This is a genomic window from Streptomyces wedmorensis (genome assembly GCF_000716445.1).
Classification (GTDB): Bacteria; Actinomycetota; Actinomycetes; order Streptomycetales; family Streptomycetaceae; genus Streptomyces; species Streptomyces wedmorensis.
In genome coordinates, this window is the sequence record NZ_JNWK01000018.1 from 73,856 (window position 1) to 94,887 (window position 21,032).

General features: G+C 73.2%; 24 protein-coding genes and 1 pseudogene. 17 read left to right on the forward strand and 8 right to left on the reverse strand.

Annotation, left to right across the window (positions count from 1 at the left end):
• Positions 1-176: 176 nt before the first annotated feature.
• The 7 genes and pseudogenes from OO54_RS48325 to OO54_RS16815 form a co-directional block, all read left to right on the forward strand.
• A pseudogene (locus OO54_RS48325) lies at positions 177-314 on the forward strand (hypothetical protein); the annotation flags it as partial.
• A gap of 82 nt (positions 315-396) precedes the next feature.
• Positions 397-1,836: an MFS transporter gene (locus OO54_RS41570; RefSeq protein ID WP_267888955.1), complete on the forward strand. Its 1,440-nt coding sequence runs from the start codon at positions 397-399 to the stop codon at positions 1,834-1,836.
• A gap of 184 nt (positions 1,837-2,020) precedes the next feature.
• On the forward strand, positions 2,021-2,227 hold the full coding sequence (locus OO54_RS16795; RefSeq protein ID WP_017236864.1) for a hypothetical protein: 207 nt from the start codon (positions 2,021-2,023) through the stop codon (positions 2,225-2,227).
• 37 nt (positions 2,228-2,264) lie between these two features.
• On the forward strand, positions 2,265-2,726 hold the full coding sequence (locus OO54_RS16800) for an SHOCT domain-containing protein (protein ID WP_033203951.1): 462 nt from the start codon (positions 2,265-2,267) through the stop codon (positions 2,724-2,726).
• A gap of 28 nt (positions 2,727-2,754) precedes the next feature.
• Positions 2,755-3,204, forward strand: a complete 450-nt coding sequence (locus tag OO54_RS16805) for a DUF7144 family membrane protein (protein ID WP_033203954.1) — start codon at positions 2,755-2,757, stop codon at positions 3,202-3,204.
• On the forward strand, positions 3,201-3,686 hold the full coding sequence (locus OO54_RS47420; RefSeq protein WP_033203956.1) for an amphi-Trp domain-containing protein: 486 nt from the start codon (positions 3,201-3,203) through the stop codon (positions 3,684-3,686). Before OO54_RS16805 ends, OO54_RS47420 begins: the two co-directional genes overlap by 4 nt.
• 117 nt (positions 3,687-3,803) lie before the next feature.
• The gene (locus tag OO54_RS16815; protein WP_033203957.1) at positions 3,804-4,028 is read left to right on the forward strand and encodes a hypothetical protein; all 225 of its coding nucleotides are present in this window, start codon (positions 3,804-3,806) and stop codon (positions 4,026-4,028) included.
• Here the strand turns inward: OO54_RS16815 and OO54_RS16820 are convergent.
• On the reverse strand, positions 4,018-4,644 hold the full coding sequence (locus OO54_RS16820) for a response regulator (RefSeq protein WP_017236859.1): 627 nt from the start codon (positions 4,642-4,644) through the stop codon (positions 4,018-4,020). The genes OO54_RS16815 and OO54_RS16820 overlap by 11 nt on opposite strands.
• Positions 4,641-5,870 (reverse strand): sensor histidine kinase, encoded by a 1,230-nt coding sequence (locus tag OO54_RS16825; RefSeq protein ID WP_033203959.1) that lies wholly within the window; start codon positions 5,868-5,870, stop codon positions 4,641-4,643. Before OO54_RS16825 ends, OO54_RS16820 begins: the two co-directional genes overlap by 4 nt.
• Positions 5,871-5,982: 112 nt before the next feature.
• Between OO54_RS16825 and OO54_RS16830 the strand changes: the two genes are divergently transcribed.
• Both OO54_RS16830 and OO54_RS16835 read left to right on the forward strand, forming a co-directional pair.
• Positions 5,983-7,059, forward strand: coding sequence for an ABC transporter permease (locus OO54_RS16830; RefSeq protein ID WP_051786994.1), 1,077 nt, complete (start codon positions 5,983-5,985; stop codon positions 7,057-7,059).
• Positions 7,056-7,736, forward strand: a complete 681-nt coding sequence (locus OO54_RS16835; protein ID WP_033203962.1) for an ABC transporter ATP-binding protein — start codon at positions 7,056-7,058, stop codon at positions 7,734-7,736. Before OO54_RS16830 ends, OO54_RS16835 begins: the two co-directional genes overlap by 4 nt.
• 46 nt (positions 7,737-7,782) lie before the next feature.
• Here the strand turns inward: OO54_RS16835 and OO54_RS16840 are convergent, their stop codons facing one another.
• A complete protein-coding gene (locus OO54_RS16840; RefSeq protein ID WP_033203964.1) occupies positions 7,783-8,382 on the reverse strand; it encodes a hypothetical protein in 600 nt (199 codons plus the stop codon).
• A gap of 7 nt (positions 8,383-8,389) precedes the next feature.
• The gene (locus OO54_RS16845; RefSeq protein ID WP_026057778.1) at positions 8,390-9,199 is read right to left on the reverse strand and encodes an IclR family transcriptional regulator; all 810 of its coding nucleotides are present in this window, start codon (positions 9,197-9,199) and stop codon (positions 8,390-8,392) included.
• 326 nt (positions 9,200-9,525) lie between these two features.
• On the opposite strand from OO54_RS16845, the gene allB reads away from it, so the two are divergent.
• Together allB and alc are read left to right on the forward strand one after the other, a co-directional pair.
• Complete coding sequence (gene allB, locus OO54_RS16850; RefSeq protein ID WP_033203966.1) at positions 9,526-10,860, forward strand: allantoinase AllB; 1,335 nt, start codon at positions 9,526-9,528, stop codon at positions 10,858-10,860.
• 1 nt (position 10,861) lies between these two features.
• On the forward strand, positions 10,862-11,977 hold the full coding sequence (gene alc / locus OO54_RS16855) for an allantoicase (RefSeq protein ID WP_033203968.1): 1,116 nt from the start codon (positions 10,862-10,864) through the stop codon (positions 11,975-11,977).
• 329 nt (positions 11,978-12,306) lie between these two features.
• On the opposite strand, the gene OO54_RS16860 is transcribed toward alc, so the two are convergent.
• Positions 12,307-13,047 carry an SDR family NAD(P)-dependent oxidoreductase gene (locus OO54_RS16860; RefSeq protein ID WP_033203971.1) on the reverse strand — a complete coding sequence of 247 codons (741 nt, stop codon included), beginning with the start codon at positions 13,045-13,047 and terminating at the stop codon, positions 12,307-12,309.
• 168 nt (positions 13,048-13,215) lie between these two features.
• On the opposite strand from OO54_RS16860, the gene OO54_RS16865 reads away from it, so the two are divergent.
• Entirely contained in the window at positions 13,216-13,824 is a 609-nt protein-coding gene (locus tag OO54_RS16865) for a dihydrofolate reductase family protein (RefSeq protein ID WP_033203974.1), read from the forward strand.
• A gap of 113 nt (positions 13,825-13,937) precedes the next feature.
• Complete coding sequence (locus OO54_RS16870; protein WP_033203975.1) at positions 13,938-14,867, forward strand: DMT family transporter; 930 nt, start codon at positions 13,938-13,940, stop codon at positions 14,865-14,867.
• A gap of 104 nt (positions 14,868-14,971) precedes the next feature.
• Here OO54_RS16870 and OO54_RS16875 read toward each other — a convergent pair whose 3' ends face one another.
• Positions 14,972-15,193: a hypothetical protein gene (locus OO54_RS16875; protein ID WP_033203977.1), complete on the reverse strand. Its 222-nt coding sequence runs from the start codon at positions 15,191-15,193 to the stop codon at positions 14,972-14,974.
• A gap of 145 nt (positions 15,194-15,338) precedes the next feature.
• Between OO54_RS16875 and OO54_RS16880 the strand changes: the two genes are divergently transcribed.
• The gene (locus OO54_RS16880; RefSeq protein WP_033203979.1) at positions 15,339-16,550 is read left to right on the forward strand and encodes a sensor histidine kinase; all 1,212 of its coding nucleotides are present in this window, start codon (positions 15,339-15,341) and stop codon (positions 16,548-16,550) included.
• A complete protein-coding gene (locus OO54_RS16885) occupies positions 16,547-17,284 on the forward strand; it encodes a response regulator (RefSeq protein ID WP_234439404.1) in 738 nt (245 codons plus the stop codon). The genes OO54_RS16880 and OO54_RS16885 overlap by 4 nt, the downstream gene beginning before the upstream one ends.
• Here OO54_RS16885 and OO54_RS16890 read toward each other — a convergent pair.
• The gene (locus OO54_RS16890; RefSeq protein ID WP_033203983.1) at positions 17,281-17,778 is read right to left on the reverse strand and encodes an SRPBCC family protein; all 498 of its coding nucleotides are present in this window, start codon (positions 17,776-17,778) and stop codon (positions 17,281-17,283) included. The two genes, OO54_RS16885 and OO54_RS16890, sit on opposite strands and share 4 nt — an antisense overlap.
• 173 nt (positions 17,779-17,951) lie before the next feature.
• Between OO54_RS16890 and OO54_RS16895 the strand changes: the two genes are divergently transcribed.
• A complete protein-coding gene (locus OO54_RS16895; protein WP_033203985.1) occupies positions 17,952-19,130 on the forward strand; it encodes a cytochrome P450 family protein in 1,179 nt (392 codons plus the stop codon).
• Between the two features lie 19 nt (positions 19,131-19,149).
• On the opposite strand, the gene OO54_RS16900 is transcribed toward OO54_RS16895, so the two are convergent.
• The gene (locus tag OO54_RS16900) at positions 19,150-20,142 is read right to left on the reverse strand and encodes a Gfo/Idh/MocA family protein (protein WP_033203987.1); all 993 of its coding nucleotides are present in this window, start codon (positions 20,140-20,142) and stop codon (positions 19,150-19,152) included.
• Positions 20,143-20,298: 156 nt separating this feature from the next.
• Between OO54_RS16900 and OO54_RS16905 the strand changes: the two genes are divergently transcribed.
• Entirely contained in the window at positions 20,299-21,018 is a 720-nt protein-coding gene (locus OO54_RS16905; protein ID WP_033204016.1) for a GntR family transcriptional regulator, read from the forward strand.
• The last annotated feature ends 14 nt before the right edge of the window (positions 21,019-21,032 follow it).

The following is a 21,032-nucleotide window of genomic DNA, read 5'->3' on the forward strand; positions in this document are numbered from 1 at the left end:
GGCGGGTGAGGCGACGGGCGACCGTTTCGGATGTGATGGCGGCGAGGGCGGGCTCACCCCGTCTGCTGCCGCGGGCAACGGCAGCCTGGCCCGGCGAGGTGGCGACCGTGAGGAAACGGCTCGCTCCGATGGTGCTGGGGACGGCCCAGTTCCTGATGGTGCTGGACACCGCCGTCATGAACGTCTCCATCAGCCAGCTGGTCGAGGACTTCGACACCGAAGTGACCGCCATCCAGGCCGTCATCACCCTGTACGCCCTGGTCATGGCAGCCTTCATGATCATCGGAGGCGGGTTCGGGGACATCCTGGGCCGGCGCCGGGTCTTCCTGATCGGCATGGCGGTCTACGGCGTCGGATCGGCCGTGACCGCCGTCGCGCCCCCTCTGGGTCCTGGCCTTGGGATGGTCGGTCATCGAGGGGCTCGGCGCCGCCCTGGTGTTCCCGTCGATGGCGGCCCTCGTCGCCGAGTCCTACCGGGGCCGCGACCGCTCCGTCGCGTACGGCGTCATCGGAGGCCTGGCCGGCGCCGGCATCGCCGTCGGTCCGCTGCTCGTGCTCGGCGGCTGGGTGACGACGTACCTCACCTGGCGCCTGGTCTTCGCGGACGAGGTCGTGGTGGTGCTGGCCGTCCTCCTCCTGCGGCGGGCGATCCCGGAGTCGACCCCGGCGACCCGGCGCCCCGGCCTGGACGTCGTCGGCGCCGTGCTGTCGGCGGCCGGCCTGGGCCTCGGGGTGCTCGGCGTGCTGCAGAGCAGCAGCTGGGGGTGGGTCGAGCCGCGCAACCCGCCCTTCACGGTCTTCGGCTTCGCCCCCACGCTGTTCGTGGTCGGGGCCGGAGCGGTGGTCTGTTCCTCTTCCGGGCCCGGGAGGAAAGGCGGGAGGCCCGCGGCGCCGACCCCTGGTCCACGGGCCCTCCTCAGCAGGCCCACCCTGCGGTCGGGGCTGCTGACCCTGCTGAGCCAGAACCTCATCCTGCTGGGACTGTTCTTCACCATCCCGCTCTACCTGCAGGTAGTCCAGGGACTCCACGCCTTCGAGACGGGACCGCGGCTGCTGCCGGTCTCCGTCACCATGCTCGCGGCCTCCCTCGGCGCGGCGAAGCTCGGCCGCAGGCTGGGCCCGCGGCGGATCGTACGGACGGCCCTGGTACCGCTCCTCGCCTCCATCGCCTGGCTCCTCGGCACCATCGACCCCGTCATCGACGACGCCCAGTTCTTCGGGGCCATGGCGCTCCTCGGCCTGGGCATGGGGCTGCCGGCCTCCCAGCTCGGCAACGTCGTCCAGTCCAGCGTGGGCGAACAGGAGCGCAGCGAGGTCGGAGGACCGCAGTTCACCGCCCAGAACCTGGGGTCCGCGCTGGGCACGGCCCTCATCGGATCCCTGCTGATCGGAGCCCTCGCCCAGGCCTTCACCCGCCAGGTGGAGGACGACCCGAGGCTCTCGGACGAGGCGCGCGAGCAGACGAGCATCGCCCTGGAGTCCGGGATCAGCTTCGTCTCCACCGACCAGGTCCGCTCGGCGGCGGAGAGCGCGGGACTCCCGCCCCAGGAGGTGGAGGCCGTCACCGACTCGTACGCCTCGGCCCAGCTCGACGGCCTCAAGGCGGCCGTCCTCGCGACCGGAGGCATCACCCTCGCCGGCTTCCTGGTGACACGCGGTCTGCCCGGCGTCGGCCAGACCGGAGGAGGCGCGGCCGCGGCCGGAAGACCGCCGGCCCCGACCCGCCGGAGCCCGACCCGCCGGAGCCGAACCGGCCGGAGCCCGGCCCCGCCGGCCCGTGATTCACCCGCGCGGGGTGAGGCCGGCGGAGACACCGAGGCAGACCATGGCGACTAGGGCACGACCGGAGCGAGGACACCAGGGACACGAACCGCACGGTCGAGGACACCAGGGACACGAACCGCACGGTCGGGGACACCAGGGACACGAACCTCATGGACGGGGCCACGAGAGACATGGAGGGCACGACCGGAAGAGGCGCACGACCGGCCAGGTGACAGCCAACCCGGAAGGGCACGCCATGCAGTACGAGATCCGCGTCGACGGGCTCATGTCCGAGACGCTGATCGGATCCTTCCCCGAACTGGAGCACGTGATGATCTCCGGCCAGACGGTGCTGTACGGCCCGCTCGTGGACGAGGCACATCTCTACGGCCTGCTGGCCCGCTTCCAGTCGCTCGGACTGCACGTGACGGAACTACGGCGGCTGCCGGAACGACCGAAGTGATTCCGGCGGGAGAAGGACCCGGAAACGGAGCGGAGACATGGACACACCTACGTACCTCGCCTACGACTATCCGCTGCTCAGCATGTTCTGGACCATGCTGTGGCTCTTCCTGTGGATCCTCTGGTTCATCCTGCTCTTCCGGATCATCGGCGACATCTTCCGCGACGACACCATGAACGGCTGGGGCAAGGGCGGCTGGCTCGCCTTCGTCATCCTGCTGCCGTTCCTCGGCGTGCTCGTCTACGTGATCGCCCGCGGCAAGGCCATGGGCGGTCGGGAGATCGAGCACGCCCGCAAGAAGCAGCAGGCCTTCGACGCCTACGTCCGCGATACCGCAGGCGGCGACAGTCGTCCCAGCCGGGCCGAGGAACTCGGCCGGCTCGCCGAGCTCCGCACCCGGGGCGACATCAGCGAGGAGGAGTTCCAACGGGCCAAGGGCCTCGTCCTGAACGACGACCGCCCGTCCACACCCGCCGGCACCACCACGACCGGTGCCTGAGACGGGCCGGGGAGAAGGAGAGACCGACATGAACGCCACCCGCACCCCTCCCGCGTCATCGGCGAAATACGCCTGGGCCGGGGGACTCCGGGCCTTCGCCGCCGTCATGCTGTCCCTCGCGGGGCTGCTCGGCATCTTCCGCGGGATCATGGCCATCGCCGAGGACGAGGTCTTCGTCACCACGCCCGACTACGTCTTCAAGTTCGACCTCACCGGCTGGGGCTGGATCCATCTCTGCCTGGGCATAGTCGCCCTGCTGGTCAGCTTCGGACTCTTCCAGGCGGCCGCCTGGGCGCGTTACACCGGCATCGGCATCGCCGCCCTGGTCATCATCGCCAACTTCCTGTCGCTGCCGTACTACCCGTGGTGGTCCGTCATCATGATCGTGATGTCCGGGATCGTCATCTGGGCCCTGTGCGTCGCCCCGGCCGATGACGTGGACGTCTCAGGCCGTCCCACCGGTGGGAGGCAGCTGTGAACGACCTGAAGTTCGAGCAGAAGAGCTCCATGACCCGTACCGAGGCCGCCGAACTGCTGGAGGAGCTCGCGGGGGCGCTCAGGGAGGGCGAGGAGGCCGAGCTCCGACTGGGGGCCGGTGTGCTGAGCCTGCGGGTCCCCGAAGAACTCCGCAGCGAGGTGGAGTTCGAGGTCGACGACGGCGAGATCGAGCTGGAGATCGAGCTGAAGTGGCCTATCGGCGGCCGATCGCGCGAGCCGGCCGCCCCCACGGGCAAGGCCGACAAGACCGAGGCCCCGAAGTCGAAGGCCGAGCCCGACGCCAAGGCCGAGCCCGAGGCCAAGCCCGAGGCGAAGAAGCCCGAAGCCAAGAAGCCCGAAGCCAAGAAGCCCGAGGTCAAGACCAAGCCCGAGACCAAGGCCGGGTCGCCCGCACCCGCCGCGCGGGGTCGCAAGTCCGCGTCGACCGCCAAGTCGAAGCGAACCGCCGCGAAGCCCACGTGAGGAGGTTCCCGCTCGGGGGCGCGGGGGCCCGGGTTCACCCACTTGGCCTGGTCGCCGTGCCGGTGCCGCCCGGCACGAGTTGGGTGGGAACCTGGACACCCGAGAACGGAACCTGCCATGTACGAGATGCACATCGCGCCCGACCACTCCAGCGGCCTTCTGGTCTGGCACGTGATCGCCAAGCAGGCGGGCAGCAGCCTCTGCGGTCAGACCGTCGACCGTGACGCCGACGGGGTGCGGACCGACCGGCACTGCCTGCCGTGCATGCGGTCGTTCCAGGACCTGATGGCCGCCCGGGCCGACACGTCGGCCGAGGGCCGGCCGGACAGCCTCACCGCCTGATCAGCCGGCGCGCCGTCGCCGCCGCCACCGCCGCCGTGCGCGAGTCCACGCCCAGCTTCGCGAACACGTGCACCAGGTGGGACTTCACGGTCGCCTGGCTCAGGAACAGGGCCTTGCTGATCTGCTGGTTCGACAGGCCCTCGCCCACCAGCTGGAGCACCTCCAGCTCGCGTTTGGTCAGGGCCTCCGCCGGTGTCCGCATGCGGTCCATGAGCCGGTGCGCCACCGCGGGGGCGAGGGCCGACTGTCCGGCGGCCGCCGTGCGGACCGCCGCCGCCAGCTCCTCCGGCGGCGCGTCCTTCAGGAGGTAGCCGGAGGCCCCCGCCTCCACCGCCGCCAGGATGTCCGCGTCCGTGTCGTACGTGGTCAGGACCAGTACCTTCGGCCCACCGGGCGCCGCCGTGATCGCCGCCGTCGCCTCCGAGCCGTGCATCCCGGCGCCGAACTGCAGGTCCATCAGGACCACGTCGATGTCACCGGCGGCGGCCAGCTCCACCGCGCGCTCGGCGGTGGCTGCCTCGGCGACCACCGCGAAGTCCGGCTCGGTGTCGAGGACCGCGCGCAGGCCCGCCCGTACCACCGGGTGGTCGTCGGCGAGGAGGAGTCGGATGGTCATGCGGAGGCTCCAGTGGGGAGGGGGAGGGCGACGGCGACGGCGGTGCCCTGGCCCGGCGCCGACTCGACGGTGAACGTGCCGCCCAGCGACTCCGCCCGCGAGCGCATCGCCGGAAGCCCGAAACCGCCGTCCGACGAGGGGCGTACGGAAGCGGGGTCGAAGCCCCGGCCGTCGTCGACCACGTCCAGGGTCACCGACGCGTCCATGAACGACAAGGTGATCTCCGCGCGCGAGGCCGAGGCGTGCCGCACCGTGTTCGCCAGAGCCGACTGCGCGATCCGCAGCAGCGCCACCTCGTAGGGAGTGGGCAGCTCGACCGGCGTGCCGCTCACCGAGAAGCGGACCCGGGGTCCCGGCCCGTACGCGCCCGCGTCGGCCGGACCTTCCGGAGCCGGGCCGGGACCGGGCTCGCACAGGCGCTCCAGGGCCGCCGCGAGGGAGCCGTGCTCCAGGTCCGGCGGCGAGAGCGCCCGGACGAAGCGCCGCGCCTCCGCCAGGTTGTCCTGCGCCGCCTCGCGGGCCCGGCCGATGTGACCCGCGGCGGGTGAGTCCGCCGGGAGCACCCGCTCGGCCGCCCGCAGCAGCAGCTGGATCGAGGACAGGCCCTGCGCGAGCGTGTCGTGGATCTCCCGCGCGAGCCGCTCCCGCTCGGCGAGCGTCCCCGCGTGCCGCTCGGCCGCCGCCAGCTCCGCCCGCGTCTCGATCAGCTCCTCGATGAGCCGCCGCCGACGCTCGCTCTCCCGGTACAGGGCGTGGTAGCCGAGGACCGTCGCCACCGCGACCGCCGCGCCGAGCAGCGGCCCGATGAAGACCCCCGGATTGAGCGCGGCGCCGTGTCCCACGTACGAGAGGATCGCGGCCGCCGCCGTGAGGGACACGGCCGGCAGCGACCAGCGCGTGGACAGCAGGTGCAGCTGGAGGAAGTACAGCGGGAAGGCCAGCCAGAGCGCCTCCGGGGTGAGCCAGAGCAGCGCGAGCCAGGACGCTCCGAGGACCGCCAGCCACGCGCCGGCGGCGCGCTGCGAGCTCCGCACGGACGGCAGGTACGAGCCGGCCGCGTAGACCGCGCCCATGACGGCCGCCATGACCGTCCCTGCGGCCGAGTCCGCCCGTACCGCCGCCAGGACGAGCAGGCCCGCCATCAGGACGTGCAGGCAGAGGCGAAGCACGCGCAGCACGGGGGTGAGGGGACGCCGGGCGGGGTGGAAGGGGGAGCGGGGATCCATGATCCCTCCAGCGTAGACAGCGGGAGACAATCCGGACTCAACCGAAAGATTGATTGCGGAGCCATCCGTGGCGCGATGCCCGCGGGGCACCTCGCCGACCACTCTGGTCAGCATGTTCGTGGCATGGAGAGACCTGAGATTCGCCAAGGGGCGGTTCGCCCTCATGGGGACCGTGATCGTGTTGATCACCCTGCTCGTGGGGTTGCTGTCCGGGCTGACCGCCGGGCTCGCGCGGGAGAACGTATCCGCGATCACCGGCCTGCCCGCCGACCGGCTGGCCTTCGCGGCGCCGCCGGCCGGGCAGTCGGTCTCGTTCACCAATTCGACGGTGACGGAGGAGCAGTGGGAGCGGTGGGCGGGGCGGCCCGGGGTGACGGAGGCCGACCCGATCGGCATCCGCACGCTCAACGCCGCCGCCGGCGACCGTACCGCCGCCGTCTCGGCGTTCGGCACGGAGCCGGACGCGGGGCTCGCGCCCGTGCCCGTCGGCACGGGGAAGGCGGTCCTCTCGGAGTCGGCCGCGGAGGAGCTCGGCGTGGCGGCGGGAGACGCCGTCCGCCTCGGCCCCCTGGAGGTCACGGTCACCGCGGTCTCCGGCGACGCCTCCTACAGCCACACCCCGGTGGTGTGGACCTCGCTGGACGACTGGCAGGAGCTCGGCCGCAGCGGCACGACCCCGCAGGAGCAGGCCACCGTCATCGCGCTGAGCGGCGGCGGCACGGACTGGGCGGCCGGCGACCAGGCCGCCGGGACCGAGGCGCGGACGATCGACGGAGCGCTCACCGCCATAGGGTCCTACCAGGCCGAGAACGGATCGCTCCAGCTGATGCGCGGCTTCCTCTTCGCCATCTCCGCGCTCGTCATAGGAGCGTTCTTCACCGTCTGGACCATCCAGCGCAGCGGTGACGTCGCCGTCCTCAAGGCGCTCGGCGCCTCCACCCCGTACCTCCTGAGGGACGCCCTGGGGCAGGCCGTCCTCATGCTCGCCGCCGGCACCCTGCTCGGCACCGGGCTCGCGGTCGGCATCGGCGCGCTGGTCAGCGGCGGGAACGTGCCCTTCGTCCTGGAGCCGCTGACGGTTCTCGGGCCGGCCGCCGTGATCGTCGTCCTCGGTGTGCTCGGCGCCGCCCTGTCCATCCGGCGCATCACCGCCGTCGACCCCCTCACCGCCCTCGGGAGCGCCCGATGAGTCTCGTCCTCGACGCCGTCACCCTCACCTACCCCGACGGCGAGGGCCGGCTCACCGCCCTCGACGCCGTCTCCCTCGACGTCCCGGCCGGTACGCTCACGGCCGTCGTCGGGCCGTCCGGCTCCGGCAAGTCCAGCCTCCTCGCGGTGGCCGCCACCCTGGTGACCCCGGACGAGGGGCGGGTCGTCGTCGCCGGCAAGGACACCGGGTCGCTCACCCCGGCCGCCAAGGCGGAGCTGCGGCGCGAGCGCATCGGGATCGTCTTCCAGCAGCCCAACCTGCTGCCCTCGCTCAGCGCGGCCGAGCAGCTCCAGGTCATGGCCCACCTCTCCGGGCGTCCGCCCAAGGCGGTACGGGGCCGGGCCCTCGACCTGCTCGACGCGGTCGGCCTCGCGGACCAGGCCCACCGGCGGCCGCACCAGCTGTCCGGCGGTCAGCGGCAGCGCGTCAACATCGCCCGGGCCCTGATGAACGAGCCGTCCGTCCTCCTCGTCGACGAGCCGACCAGCGCGCTGGACCACGAGCGGGGAGCCGCGGTCATGGACCTGCTCGCCACGCTGACGGCCGAGCGGGGGACGGCGACCGTCCTGGTCACCCACGACCGCACGCACCTGGCCCGGACCGACCGCACGGTGACGGTCCAGGACGGCCGGCTGACGGACTCGGTACCGGTCTGAGACGCCGGACCGGACCGGACTGGACCGGATCAGGCGTCTCGCGGCATCAGCCGAACCAGACGACCAGCCGGACGTTCTCGGCCCCGTGGGCGGCGGCCCGTTCCCGCATCGCCGCCCAGACGGGGGCCCAGTCGCCGTCCGGCGGGACGAACATGCGGGGCGTGAAGGTGACGGGGCGGTAGACGGCCCCGTCCCGGTGGACCTCGCCGCCCGCCGGCCACTCGTGGGGCATGAGGTCCTCGCCGAAGAGGTCCTCGGCGGCGTCGAGGACCTCGACGGGCGTCCAGGGGGTGGCGTGCAGGGCGAGCGCGCCGTCCGGGCCGGGCCGCCATTCGCCGATGTGGTTCCCGTCGGGACGGTCGCAGAGCGGCGCGTCCCAGTCGACCGCGGCGATCTCGGCCCAGGTGGCGTACGAGTGGCTGTGGTGGAGTTCGTCGTACGTGTCGGGGACCGGCTCCGAGGCGTCCTCGGGGATGCCTCGCCGGTCGAACAGGGGCCGGTCCACCCGGAGGACCCCGCCGTAGCCGAAGAGGCACTCGCGGGCGTGCCGGTCGCGGCGCAGCGCGCTGTCCGGCAGGTCGAGGGAGAACTCCCACCGGCCGCCGGGAGAGCGGACCTCGATCACCCCGTCGATGTCCGCCCCCATGGCGGCGTCAGCCCTGGCCGTTGCCCGAGGTGTTCGCCAGCGCGGCCGAGAGTTCGCGGGCCACTTCCTGGAGGATCGGGACGATCTTCTCCGTGGCCGCCTCGGTGACGCGGCCCGCGGGGCCCGAGATGGAGATGGCCGCGGCGGTGGGGGAGTCCGGCACGGAGACCGCGAGGCAGCGGACTCCTATCTCCTGCTCGTTGTCGTCGACGGCGTAGCCGGTCTCGCGGACCGCGACGAGCGCGTCGAGGAAGCCGTCCGGCGTGGTGATGGTCTTCTCGGTGGCGGCCGGCATGCCGGTACGGGCGAGCAGCGCGCGCACCTCGTCCGCCGGGGTGTGCGCGAGGAGGGCCTTGCCGACGCCGGTCGAGTGCGGCAGCACCCGGCGGCCGACCTCGGTGAACATGCGCATCGAGTGCTTGGACGGCACCTGTGCCACGTACACGATCTCGTCGCCGTCGAGCAGCGCCATGTTCGCCGTCTCGCCGGTCTCCTCGACGAGCCGCGCCAGGTAGGGCCGCGCCCAGGTGCCGAGGAGGCGGGCGGAGGACTCGCCGAGCCGGATGAGGCGGGGGCCGAGCGCGTACCGCCGGTTGGGCTGCTGGCGGACGTAGCCGCAGGCCACCAGGGTGCGCATCAGGCGGTGGATGGTGGGCAGCGGGAGCCCGCTGCTGGCGGAGAGTTCGCTGAGCCCGACCTCGCCCCCGGCGTCGGCCATCCGCTCCAGGAGGTCGAAGGCACGCTCAAGGGACTGGACGCCACCGCTCGCGGCGGAGGGCTTGGCGGCGTCGGTGGTGCTGGCGCTGGACGTCGGCACGTCAACGGTCCTTTCGAGGCAGGCGGGCAAGGCAGCAGCCTACCGGGCCGGCGGCCGGGGCACATGGTCCCGGGCTCGGTGTACGGGCCGGTCAGGGGGTGTTTGTCCGGTGTCGGCGAGGGCCCGGCGGGGTCCGCGTCCGCCCCACATGTGCGGAGCTACGTTCTACTGTACGGAATTTCCTTTCCACTTTGTGGAAACGTCCAAGGCGGGTTCATTGAGGGCCGATGCTGGAAGTGTGCCCTTGACGGCATGTCGTCCGGAAGTGAAGACTCCTTCAACAGTTCGTTGAATTTCTCGCCGAAGTGCTTGAAGAAGGGGTACGGGTGGACGTCGACCTGGTCCTGCGCTCGACACGCGTCATCACCCCCGAGGGGACGCGCCCGGCGTCGATCGCCGTCTCCGGAGGGACGATCGCGGCCGTGCTGCCGTACGACGCCGAGGTGCCCGCCGGGGCCCGGCTGGAGGACGTCGGCGACGACGTCGTCCTCCCCGGCCTCGTCGACACCCACGTGCACGTCAACGACCCCGGCCGCACCGAGTGGGAGGGCTTCTGGACCGCCACCCGCGCGGCCGCCGCCGGCGGCATCACCACGCTGCTCGACATGCCGCTCAACTCGCTGCCCCCCACCACCACCGTGGAGAACCTCCGCGTCAAGCAGGACGTCGCCCGCCGCAAGGCGCACATCGACGTCGGCTTCTGGGGCGGCGCCCTGCCGGACAACGTCAAGGACCTGCGGCCGCTCCACGACGCCGGCGTCTACGGCTTCAAGTGCTTCCTGTCGCCCTCCGGCGTCGACGAGTTCCCCTCCCTCGACCAGGAACAGCTGGCGACCTCGCTCGCCGAGATCTCCGGCTTCGACGGCCTGATGATCGTCCACGCCGAGGACCCCCACCACCTCGCCGCCGCGCCCCAGCGCTCCGGCGGCGCGTACGCCGACTTCCTCGCCTCCCGCCCCCGGGACGCCGAGAACACCGCCATCGAGAACCTGATCAACCAGGCCCGCAGGCTGAACGCCCGCGTCCACGTCCTGCACCTGTCCTCCTCCGACGCCCTGCCGCTCATCGCCGCCGCCAGGGCCGAGGGCGTCAAGATCACCGTGGAGTCCTGCCCGCACTTCCTCACCCTCACCGCCGAGGAGATCCCGGACGGCGCCACCGAGTTCAAGTGCTGTCCGCCCATCCGCGAGGCCTCCAACCAGGACGCCCTCTGGCAAGGGCTCGCGGACGGCACGATCGACTGCATCGTCTCCGACCACTCCCCGTCCACCGCGGACCTCAAGACCCCCGACTTCGCCTCCGCCTGGGGCGGCATCTCCTCGCTCCAGCTCGGCCTCCCCGCCATCTGGACCGAGGCCCGCCGCCGCGGCTTCGACCTGACCGACGTCGCCCGCTGGATGTCCGAAGCCCCGGCCCGGCTCGCCGGACTCACCCGCAAGGGCGCCATCGAGGCCGGCCGCGACGCCGACTTCGCCGTCCTCGACCCCGACGCCACCTTCACCGTCGACCCGGCCGAGCTCCAGCACCGCAACCGCATCACCGCCTACGCGGGCAGGACCCTCAGCGGCGTCGTGACCTCCACCTGGCTGCGCGGAGAGCGGATCGCCGACCACGGCACCCTCGCCGAGCCCTCCGGCCGCCTCCTCGAAAGGAACAACTGACGTGTCGTCCATACCCAGCTTCACCGGTGACGCCAGCCCCTACGGCGGCGGCGACCCGTACGCCGACTACCGGACGGCCGACTTCCCCTTCACCCGGTACGCCGACCTCGCCGACCGGCGCCTCGGCGCGGGCGTCATCGCGGCCAACGACGAGTTCTTCGCCGAGCGCGAGAACCTCCTCAAGCCCGAGGCCGCCGAGTTCGACCCCGAGCACTTCGGCCACAAGGGCAAGATCATGGACGGCTGGGAGACCCGCCGCCGCCGCGGCGTCTCGGCCCAGCAGCCGCACCCCACCGAGGACGACCACGACTGGGCCCTCGTACGGCTCGGCGCGCCCGGCGTCATCCGCGGCATCGTCGTCGACACCGCCCACTTCCGCGGCAACTACCCGCAGGCCGTCTCCGTCGAGGCCGCCTCGGTCGCCGGCTCGCCCTCGCCCGAGGAACTCCTCGCCGACGACGTGAAGTGGACGACGCTCGTCCCCCGCACCGCCGTCGGCGGCCACGCCGCCAACGGCTTCGCCGTCGACGTCGAGCAGCGCTTCACCCACCTGCGCGTCAACCAGCACCCCGACGGCGGCATCGCCCGCCTCCGCGTCCACGGCGAGGTCGCCCCCGACCCGGCGTGGCTCGGCGTGCTCGGCACCTTCGACCTCGCCGCCCTGGAGAACGGCGGCCAGGTCGAGGACGCCTCCGACCGCTTCTACTCCCCGGCCACCAACACCATCCAGCCGGGCCGCTCCCGCAAGATGGACGACGGCTGGGAGACCCGCCGCCGCCGCGACAAGGGCAACGACTGGATCCGCTACGGCCTCGTCGCCGAGTCCGAGATCCGCGCCGTCGAGATCGACACCGCGTACCTCAAGGGCAACAGCGCCGGCTGGGCCGCGCTCTCCGTCGCGGCCGAAGGCTCCGACGACTGGACCGAGATCCTCCCCCGGACCCGCCTCCAGCCCGACACGAACCACCGCTTCGTCCTGGACACCCCGGCCGTCGGCTCCCGCGTCCGCATCGACATCTACCCGGACGGCGGCATCTCCCGCCTCCGCCTCTTCGGCTCCCTCACGGACGCCGGCACGGCGCGCCTGACCGCCCGCCACCAGGAGCTCGGCGGCTGACGCCACCCCCTCCCCGAGCCGGACGCGGCCACGCGGCCCGGCACCCCGAACTGGGCGGGCACGACACCCCGTCCGGCCCGCGAGGGCGCACCGACCCGACAGCACCGGTGCGCCCTCTCGTCTTTTTCCAAGGCTCGGTTCGCCTCCGGGCGCCCGCAGCCGGGGGAACGACCCCGACCGTGCTCGGGGTCGTTCCCCCGGCGGCGCCCTTCGGCTCACTCGCCGGTCCTGGGTGTGGGCGTCACAGGACGGGGCCTGTGGGTGGGCGTTGCTCGGTGGGTTCGGCTCGGTTCAGGTGTCGCGGCCCTGGTGTGCTTCGGCCGTCATCGTTACGCCGCGTGCCCGCCGTCCACCGAGAACTCGGCGCCCGTCACGTAACGGCCTTCCGGGCCGGCGAGGAAGGCGACCATGGCCGCCACCTCGTCCGGGGTGCCGAAGCGGCCGAGTGCCGTCAGGGCGGCCTGGCCCTGGGCGTACGGGCCGTCCGCCGGGTTCATGTCGGTGTCGACGGGGCCGGGGTGGACGATGTTGGCGGTGATGCCGCGGCTGCCCAGCTCCCGGGCGAGCGCCTTCGTCAGGCCTGTCAGCGCGGCCTTGCTCATCGTGTAGAGGCTTCCGCCGGGGCCCGGCACGCGCCGGGTCATGCAGGTGCCGATGGTGACGATCCGCCCGCCCTCGGGCAGTCGCGCGGCCGCCGCCTGGGAGGCGAGGAAGGCGGCGCGGACGTTGACCGCGAGGGTCCGGTCCACGTCCGCGAGGGTGAGGGACTCCAGCGGGCCGAGGACGCCGACGCCCACGTTGTTGACCAGCACGTCGAGCCGGCCCAGGGCGTCCGCCGCCCACTCCACCGCGCCCGCGGCGTCGCCGGCGTCGGCCGCGTCGGCCCGCAGGGGGAGCGCCTTGCGGCCGGTCTCCTCGATGCGTGCGGCGACCTCCTTGGCCCGTGCCTCGTCCTGGACGTAGGTGAAGGCCACGTCGGCGCCCTCCCGGGCCAGCCGTACGGCCGTGGCCGCGCCGATCCCCCGACTGCCGCCCGTGACCAGGACCGCCGTGCCGTTCATCGTGGACATCCCGAAACCTCCGTGTAGTGCTGAGTGGTTGCGGGTTCAATGAAAGTCGGCGGGGCGGGCGGAGACCGGCGGGAATCGGACGCCGACCCGACCGCCGATGACTTCCGCCGGGCGGTGGAGTCGGAAGGGGTGGGACACGATGTCCCGAGAACAGAAAGGGCACCCGACATGGCCACCCTCAGCCTCACCCAGTTCCTCACCCTCGACGGCGTCGTGCAGGCGCCCGGCGGCCCCGACGAGGACCGCAGCGGCGGCTTCGAACACGGCGGCTGGTCCGTGCCGTTCGGCGACGAGGACTTCGGACGGCGCATCGACGAGATCTTCGCCCGGCCGACCGCCTTCCTCCTCGGCCGCCGCACGTACGACATCTTCGCGGGCTACTGGCCCAAGCAGACCGACCCCGCCGACCCCGTCGCCGCCAAGCTGAACGCCCTCCCCAAGTACGTCGCCAGCACCACCCTGACCTCGGCGGACTGGGAGGGCACCACGGTGCTCCGCGGCGACGTGGTCGAGGAGGTCGCCGCCCTCAAGGAGCGGACGGACGGCGAGATCCAGATGCACGGCAGCGCGGGCCTCGCCCGGACCCTCCTCGACCACGACCTCATCGACACCCTCCACCTGCATGTCTTCCCCGTGGTCCTGGGCACCGGGCGTCGCCTCTTCACCGACGGGGTCCGGCCCACCGCGTTCCGCCTCACCGACGCGCGCACCACCGGCGCGGGCGTCGCCCTCCACACGTACGAGCTGGCCGGTCGTCCCGAGTACGGCAGCTACTGATCGGGGCCCGGCGAAAGGTGTAGCCGCCACGCGCCCGTCCGGGTACGGTGATCGCTCCGAGTGCGAGCCGTCGAAGTCTCCACCACGCCCAGAGACTTGGAGAACCGGCCGCAATGTCCTCGATCGCCGCACCCGTGTCCCTCGACGCCCCGCGCCGGGCCTGGCTCACCGACCTGCCCGTGCTGCTCGTCGCCGTCGTCTGGGGTGCCAGCTACCTCGCCGCCAAGGGCATCACCACCACCCACACCGTCATCGCGGTCCTCGTCCTGCGGTTCGCCGTGGTCCTGCCGGTCCTCGTGGCCGCCGGGTGGAGCAGGCTCCGGGCTCTGGGCGCGGCCCAGTGGCGCGGCGCCGTGACCCTCGGCCTGATCCTCGGCGGGATCTTCCTCCTGGAGACGTACGGGGTCGTGCACACGTCGGCCACCAACGCGGGCCTGATCATCAGCCTCACGATGATCTTCACTCCGCTGGCGGAGGCGGCCGTCACGCGGGTCAGGCCGCCCCGCGCCTTCCTCGCCGCGGCCGCGCTCTCCGTGGCGGGCGTGGTCCTGCTCACCCAGAGCGGCGGATTCACCACGCCCTCCCTCGGCGACCTGCTCATGCTGCTCGCCGCCCTCGCCCGAACCGTCCACGTCCTGGCCATGTCCCGGATCAAGGCGGTCCGCTCGGCCGACTCGCTGTCGCTCACCACGGTCCAGCTCGGCTCGGCGGTCGCCGTGTTCGCCGTCATCGCGGCCTTCCCGGGCACCGGCGCGTCGCCCTGGGCCGTGGCCCTCGACTTCGGGCCGCGCGAGTGGGCCGGGCTGCTGTTCCTCTCCGTCTTCTGCACGCTCTTCGCCTTCTTCGTGCAGATGTGGGCGGTCCGCCGGACCTCCCCGTCCCGGGTCAGCCTCCTCCTCGGCACGGAGCCGCTCTGGGCCGCCGCCGCGGGCATCGCCGTCGCCGGTGACCGCCCCGGCGTCCTCGGCCTCGCCGGGGCCGTCCTCGTCCTGGCCGGCACGACGTGGGGCCGCCGCGCCGCCGACGGGGCGGCGACCGGCTGAGTCGTACGCGCTTCCGCGGGGGCGAGGGCTGCCGGTCGACCGTCCGTACGCCCCCGGGGGCGACGGCCGACCGAGCCGTACGCCCCCGGGGGCGACGCGTACGGTCAGGACTTCGGTACGCGGTCCGAGGCGACCATCAGGACCAGGCCGAGGACCGCCATCACGATGTTGGCGAACACCTCCCGGCCCTCGAGGAACCCCACGTTGTCGGTCAGGAAGCGGGTCAGGCCCATCAGCTTGAACCAGCCGTCCGTCAGCTCGCGGATCACCCCGCAGACGCCGAGGACGGTGAGCAGGAAACCGACGACCTCCAGGAATCTCTTCATGCCGTGATCATGGCCGGGGCGGGGGAGCGGCCGCGTCCGCCTCCGGTCCACGGCCACCGCTACCGAAGTATCGACCCGCGCGACTTAGGTAGCGTCCCTGCCGCTCGTGCCCGGTGCGGGCCCCTGGGCTGCGTACATTGCGGACATGACTCGTACGGACCGGCAGCGCTGGCTGCTCCCCTCCCACCTGGTCGAATCGGGCGGGAGCGGGGCGGCGCGGCCCCGCCGAACGGCCCGCGACTGGGTCGTGGACACCTCGCTCTTCCTGCTCGCGGCGTTCGTCGGGCTGCTCGCCGCCGACGCCAGCGCGGAGTACACCAGCGAGACCGTCACCCTCGTCGACCAGCTCGCCGGCGCCGCCGCCTGCTCGGCCCTCTGGCTGCGCCGGCGGTGGCCGGTGGGACTCGCCGTCGCGCTGGCCCTGGTGAACGTCGTGGCCCCGGTCGCCGCCGGAGCGCTCCTCGCGAGCCTGTTCAGCGTCGCCGTACGCCGTCCCTTCCGCGAGGTGGCGTGGATCGGGGCGCTGGCCGTCGCCACCTCCGCCGCCCAGGTCTTCGTCCGCCCCGACCCCACCACCAACGCGGGGCTCAACGTAGCCATCGGCGCGATCCTCATCCTCCTCGTCACCGCCTGGGGCATGCTCGTCCGCTCCCGGCGCCAGCTCGTCGAGGCCCTCCGCGAGCGGGCCCGCCGCGCCGAGGCCGAGGCCGAACTGCGCGCGGCCCAGGCCCAGCGGCTCGCCCGCGAGGCCATCGCCCGCGAGATGCACGACGTCCTCGCCCACCGGCTCACCCTGCTCAGCGTCCACGCGGGCGCCCTGGAGTTCCGGCCCGACGCCCCGCCCGAGCAGATCGCCCGCGCCGCCGGCGTCATCCGCGACAGCGCCCACGAGGCCCTCCAGGACCTCCGCGAGATCATCGGCGTCCTGCGCGCCCCCGGCGAGAACGGGGACGGCGACCGGCCCCAGCCGACCCTCGCCACCCTCGACGCGCTCGCCGCGGAGTCCCGCGAGGCCGGAGCGGACGTCGTCCTCGACGTCGAAGTGGACGACCCCTCCGCCGTCCCCGCCTCCACCGGCCGTACGGCCTACCGCATCGCGCAGGAGGGCCTCACCAACGCCCGCAAGCACGCACCCGGAACGAAGGTCACCGTCACCGTCGCGGGCCGTCCCGGCGAAGGCCTCACCGTCACCGTCCACAACCCGGCCCCCGAGGGACCCGTCCCGCACGTCCCCGGCTCCGGCCAGGGACTCATCGGCCTCACCGAACGCGCCACCCTCGCCGGCGGCCGGATGGACCACGGTCCGGACCCCGACGGCGGATTCGCCCTGCGCGCCTGGCTACCGTGGCCCGCATGACCATCCGGCTGCTCATCGTCGACGACGACCCCCTGGTCCGCGCGGGCCTCACGTTCATGCTCGGCGGCGCCGACGACCTGGAGATCGTCGGCGAGGGCGCCGACGGCGCCGACGTCCCCGAACTCGTCGCCCGGCACGTCCCGGACGTCGTCCTGATGGACATCCGCATGCCCCGCGTGGACGGGCTCACCGCCACCGAACGCCTCCGCGCCCACCCGGGCGCCCCCGAGGTCGTCGTCCTCACCACCTTCCACGCCGACGAGCAGGTGCTCCGCGCCCTGCGGGCCGGAGCCGCCGGTTTCGTCCTCAAGGACACCGCGCCCGCCGAGATCGTCGCCGCCGTCCGCCGCGTCGCGGCCGGCGACCCCGTCCTCTCCCCGGCCGTCACCCGCCAGTTGATGACCCACGTCGCCGGCGTGCCGGAACGGCCCCGGCGTGCCACGGCCGCCGACCGCCTCGACCGCCTCGCCGACCGCGAACGGGAAGTGGCCGTCGCCGTCGGCCACGGCCGCTCCAACGCCGAGATCGCCGCCGGGCTGTACATGAGCGTCCCCACGGTCAAGGCCCACGTCTCGCGCATCCTCGCCAAACTCGACCTCAACAACCGGGTGCAGATCGCCCTCCTCGTCCACGACGCGGGCCTCCTCGACGACGACGGGGACGGCGATGGGGACGGGGGCGGGGGCCAGGGCGGGGACGGCGACCGCGACGGGGGCCAGGGCGGGAACGGTTAGGCCGGTCGTTCGGCCGCCTGCTTCACCGCGCTCAGGAACTGCTCGTGCTGGGCGCGCAGGCGGGCCTCGCCGAAGAAGAGCGGGATGAGGGGAGCCGCCATGGACTCCTCCAGGCGGTAGAGGGTCGCGCCGTCACCGGTGGGGGTCAGGAGGTTGCGATCGACGGCCTTCACGCCCATCGACACGCCCGTCCAGGTCAGTTCGCGCGCGGGGTCGACGACGGCGAAGCGGCTGTGGATGCGGTTGCGGCCGATCGCCCAGGTGAAACGGGCGTCGACGGCCACGCCCTGGTCCAGCTTCAGCAGGCGGTGGCCGGGGCGGATCCCGGCCCAGCCGGTCAGGTCGCTGAGCACCTGCCAGCCCCGCTCGGCCGGGGCCTCGACGCGTATCTCCGAGGCCGAGGTGACGGGCGCCGCCGCGTCGATCCGGCGCCGCTTGGCGTACTGCTCGTGCAGCGCCTCCAGCGACGGTCCTGTGTGGAACAGCTTCGGCATGACGGTCCTTCCGCCTGCGAGAGCGATGCTCTAGTTATGGAGCAATGCTCTCCCGTCGAGTGTCGTCGAGTGTCGTCGGGTCAAGAGCAGTGCTCTCGTTTCGGTCCGTGGCGGCAGGCGCGGGGGGAAGCCGGGGCAGTGGTCGCCGGATCCCGGTCGGATAGTCTGCCGAGATGTCCGTCATCGAACTGGGGGAGTACGGCGCGGACTTCACCGCGAACCCGTACCCCTACTACGCGAAGCTCCGCGAAGCCGGCCCCGTGCACGAGGTGCGGATGCCCGACGGCTTCCAGTTCTGGCTGGTCGTCGGTCACGAGGAGGGGCGCGCGGCGCTCGCCGACCCGCGCCTCGCCAAGTCCCCGTCCGTCATCGGCGTACGGCCGCCCGAGGAGGACATCATCGGCGTCCACCTCCTCGCGGCGGACGCCCCCGACCACACACGGCTGCGCCGCCTGGTCACGGCGGAGTTCACCGGACGCCGCGTCGAGGGCCTGCGGCCCCGTATCGAACGGCTCACCCACGAACTCGCCGACGCGATGGAACCGGCCGGACGCGCCGACCTCGTCGACGCGTACGCGTTCCCGCTGCCGATCACCGTCATCTGCGAACTCCTCGGCGTGCCCGCCGAGGACCGGGACACCTTCCGGCGCTGGTCGCACGAGCTCGTCGTGCCGACCGGCGAGCGGGGCATCCAGGAGGCCCTGGAGGGCTTCGGCGGCTACCTCGACGAACTCATCGAGGACAAGCGGTGCGCCGGACCCGCCGACGACCTGCTCTCGGGCCTGATCGCCGCCCGCGCCGAGGACGGCGACCGGCTCTCCGGCCCCGAACTCAGGGCCATGGCCTACCTGTTGCTCATCGCCGGCCACGAGACCACCGTCAACCTGATCTCCAACACCGTCCGCAACCTGCTCACCCACCCCGAGCAGCTCGCCGCCCTGCGCGCCGACCCGGACCTCCTCGACGGCGCGATCGAGGAGTCCCTGCGGTACGACGGGCCGGTGGAGACCGGGACCTTCCGCTTCACCCGGGAGGACGTCACCCTCGGCGGCAGGGAGATCCCGGCCGGCCAGAGCGTCCTCGTCGGGATCGGCGCGCTCGACCGCGACCCCGCCCGCTTCTCCGACCCCGACCGCTTCGACATCCGCCGCGACACCCGCGGCCACCTCGCCTTCGGCCACGGCATCCACTACTGCCTCGGCGCCCCCCTCGCCCGCCTGGAGGGCAGGATCGCGCTCCGCACCCTCCTGGACCGCTTCCCCGACCTCGCCCTCGATCCCGAGGGCGCCCCCTGGGAGTGGCTGCCCGGCCTCCTCATGCGCGGTGTCCGCGCCCTTCCGGTCCGGTGGTGACGCCGGCCCGGGGCGCCTCCTAGGAGTCCACCCTCACCGGACGCCGCTCCCGGCGCGAGCGTTCGCAGGCCTCGGCGATCCGCAGCGCCGCCAAGGCCTCCCGGCCGTCGCAGGGGTTGGCGGCCTCGCCGCGCACGAGGCGTACGAAGGCGTCGAGTTCGGCCTCGTACGCGGGACCGAACCGGTCGAGGAAGCCCGGCCAGGGCTTCCCCGGCGGGGGAGGGCCCTGCGGTTCGAGCGAGGTGAGCGGCGCGCGGTCGTCCAGGCCGACCACGAGTTGGTCCAGGTCGCCCGCCAGCTCCATCCGCACGTCGTACCCGGCGCCGTTGCACCGGGTTCCCGTGACCGTCACGAGCGTGCCGTCGTCCAGGGTGAGGAGGGCGGCGGCGGTGGCGACGTCGCCCGCCTCCCGGAACATCGCCGGGCCCGTGTCCGAGCCCGTCGCGTACACCTCGACGACCTCCCGGCCGGTCACCCAGCGGACGACGTCGAAGTCGTGCACCAGACAGTCCCGGAAGAGACCGCCGGAGAGCGGCAGGTACGCGGCGGGCGGCGGCTCCGGGTCGGAGGTCACCGCCCGCACGGTGTGCAGCCGGCCGAGCCGCCCCGACCGCACCGCCGCGCGCGCGGCCCGGTACCCCGCGTCGAAGCGGCGCATGAACCCCAGCTGGAGCTCCGTACCCGCCGCCGACACCGCCGCGAGCGCCGTCGCCGTGCCCGGCACGTCCAGGGCGATCGGCTTCTCGCAGAACGCCGGCAGACCCGCCGCGGCGACGCGGGCGATCAGCTCCGCGTGCGCCGCGGTCGCCGACGCGATCACCACGGCGTCCAGCGCGTGCCCGAGCAGCGCGTCCACGTCCGGCGCGGCCTCGGCGCCGAGCGCCCCCGCGACGCCGGCCGCCCGCGTCGCGTCCGCGTCCGCCACGACCAGCGCCCCGACCTCCGGATGCCGGGCCAGCACACCCGCGTGAAAGCTCCCGATCCGTCCCGTACCGATGAGTCCGATGCGCATGCCCCCACCGTGGGGGCGGCCTGCCCGACTGTCAAGGATTTGTCAGGACATCCGGACGTCACGACTTCCCGTCATGAAGCTTCCTGTCCTCCGCTCACCGGGGCTACGCTCCTTCCCGTGTCCAAGCAGTCCGGATCCGCCCTGCCCCCGCTCTCCGTGGACCGCACCAGCCCGGTTCCGCTCTACTTCCAGCTCGCCCAGCAGCTGGAGAGCGCCGTGGAGAACGGGACGCTCGCCCCGGGCAGCCTCCTCGGCAACGAGATCGACCTCGCCACCCGCCTCGGCCTCTCCCGCCCCACCGTCCGCCAGGCCATCCAGACCCTCGTCGACAAGGGCCTCCTGGTCCGCCGCCGGGGCGTCGGCACGCAGGTCCTGCACAGCAGGGTCCGGCGCCCGCTGGAACTCAGCAGCCTCTACGACGACCTCGACGCGGCCGGGCAGCGGCCCGCCACCCGGGTCCTCGTCAACCGGCTCGAACCCGCCACCGGCCCGGTCGCCGCCGCCCTCGGCGTACCCGAGGGAAGCGAGGTCCACTACCTGGAACGGCTCCGCACCGCGCACGGCGAACCCATGGCGTACCTGCGCAACCACCTCCCCGCCGGGCTCGTCGCACCGGACACCGCGCTCCTGGAGACCACCGGCCTGTACCGGATGCTCCGCTCCGCCGCGCTCACCCTGCACAGCGCCCGGCAGTCGATCGGCGCCCGCGCCGCGACCGCCGCCGAGGCCGCGCTCCTCGACGAGCGGGAGGGTGCCCCGCTCCTGACCATGGAGCGCACCACCTTCGACGACACCGGTCGGGCCGTCGAGTACGGCTCCCACCTCTACCGGGCCGCCCGCTACTCGTTCGAGTTCCGGCTGATGGTCCGTCCCTAGGGGGTGCACGGACC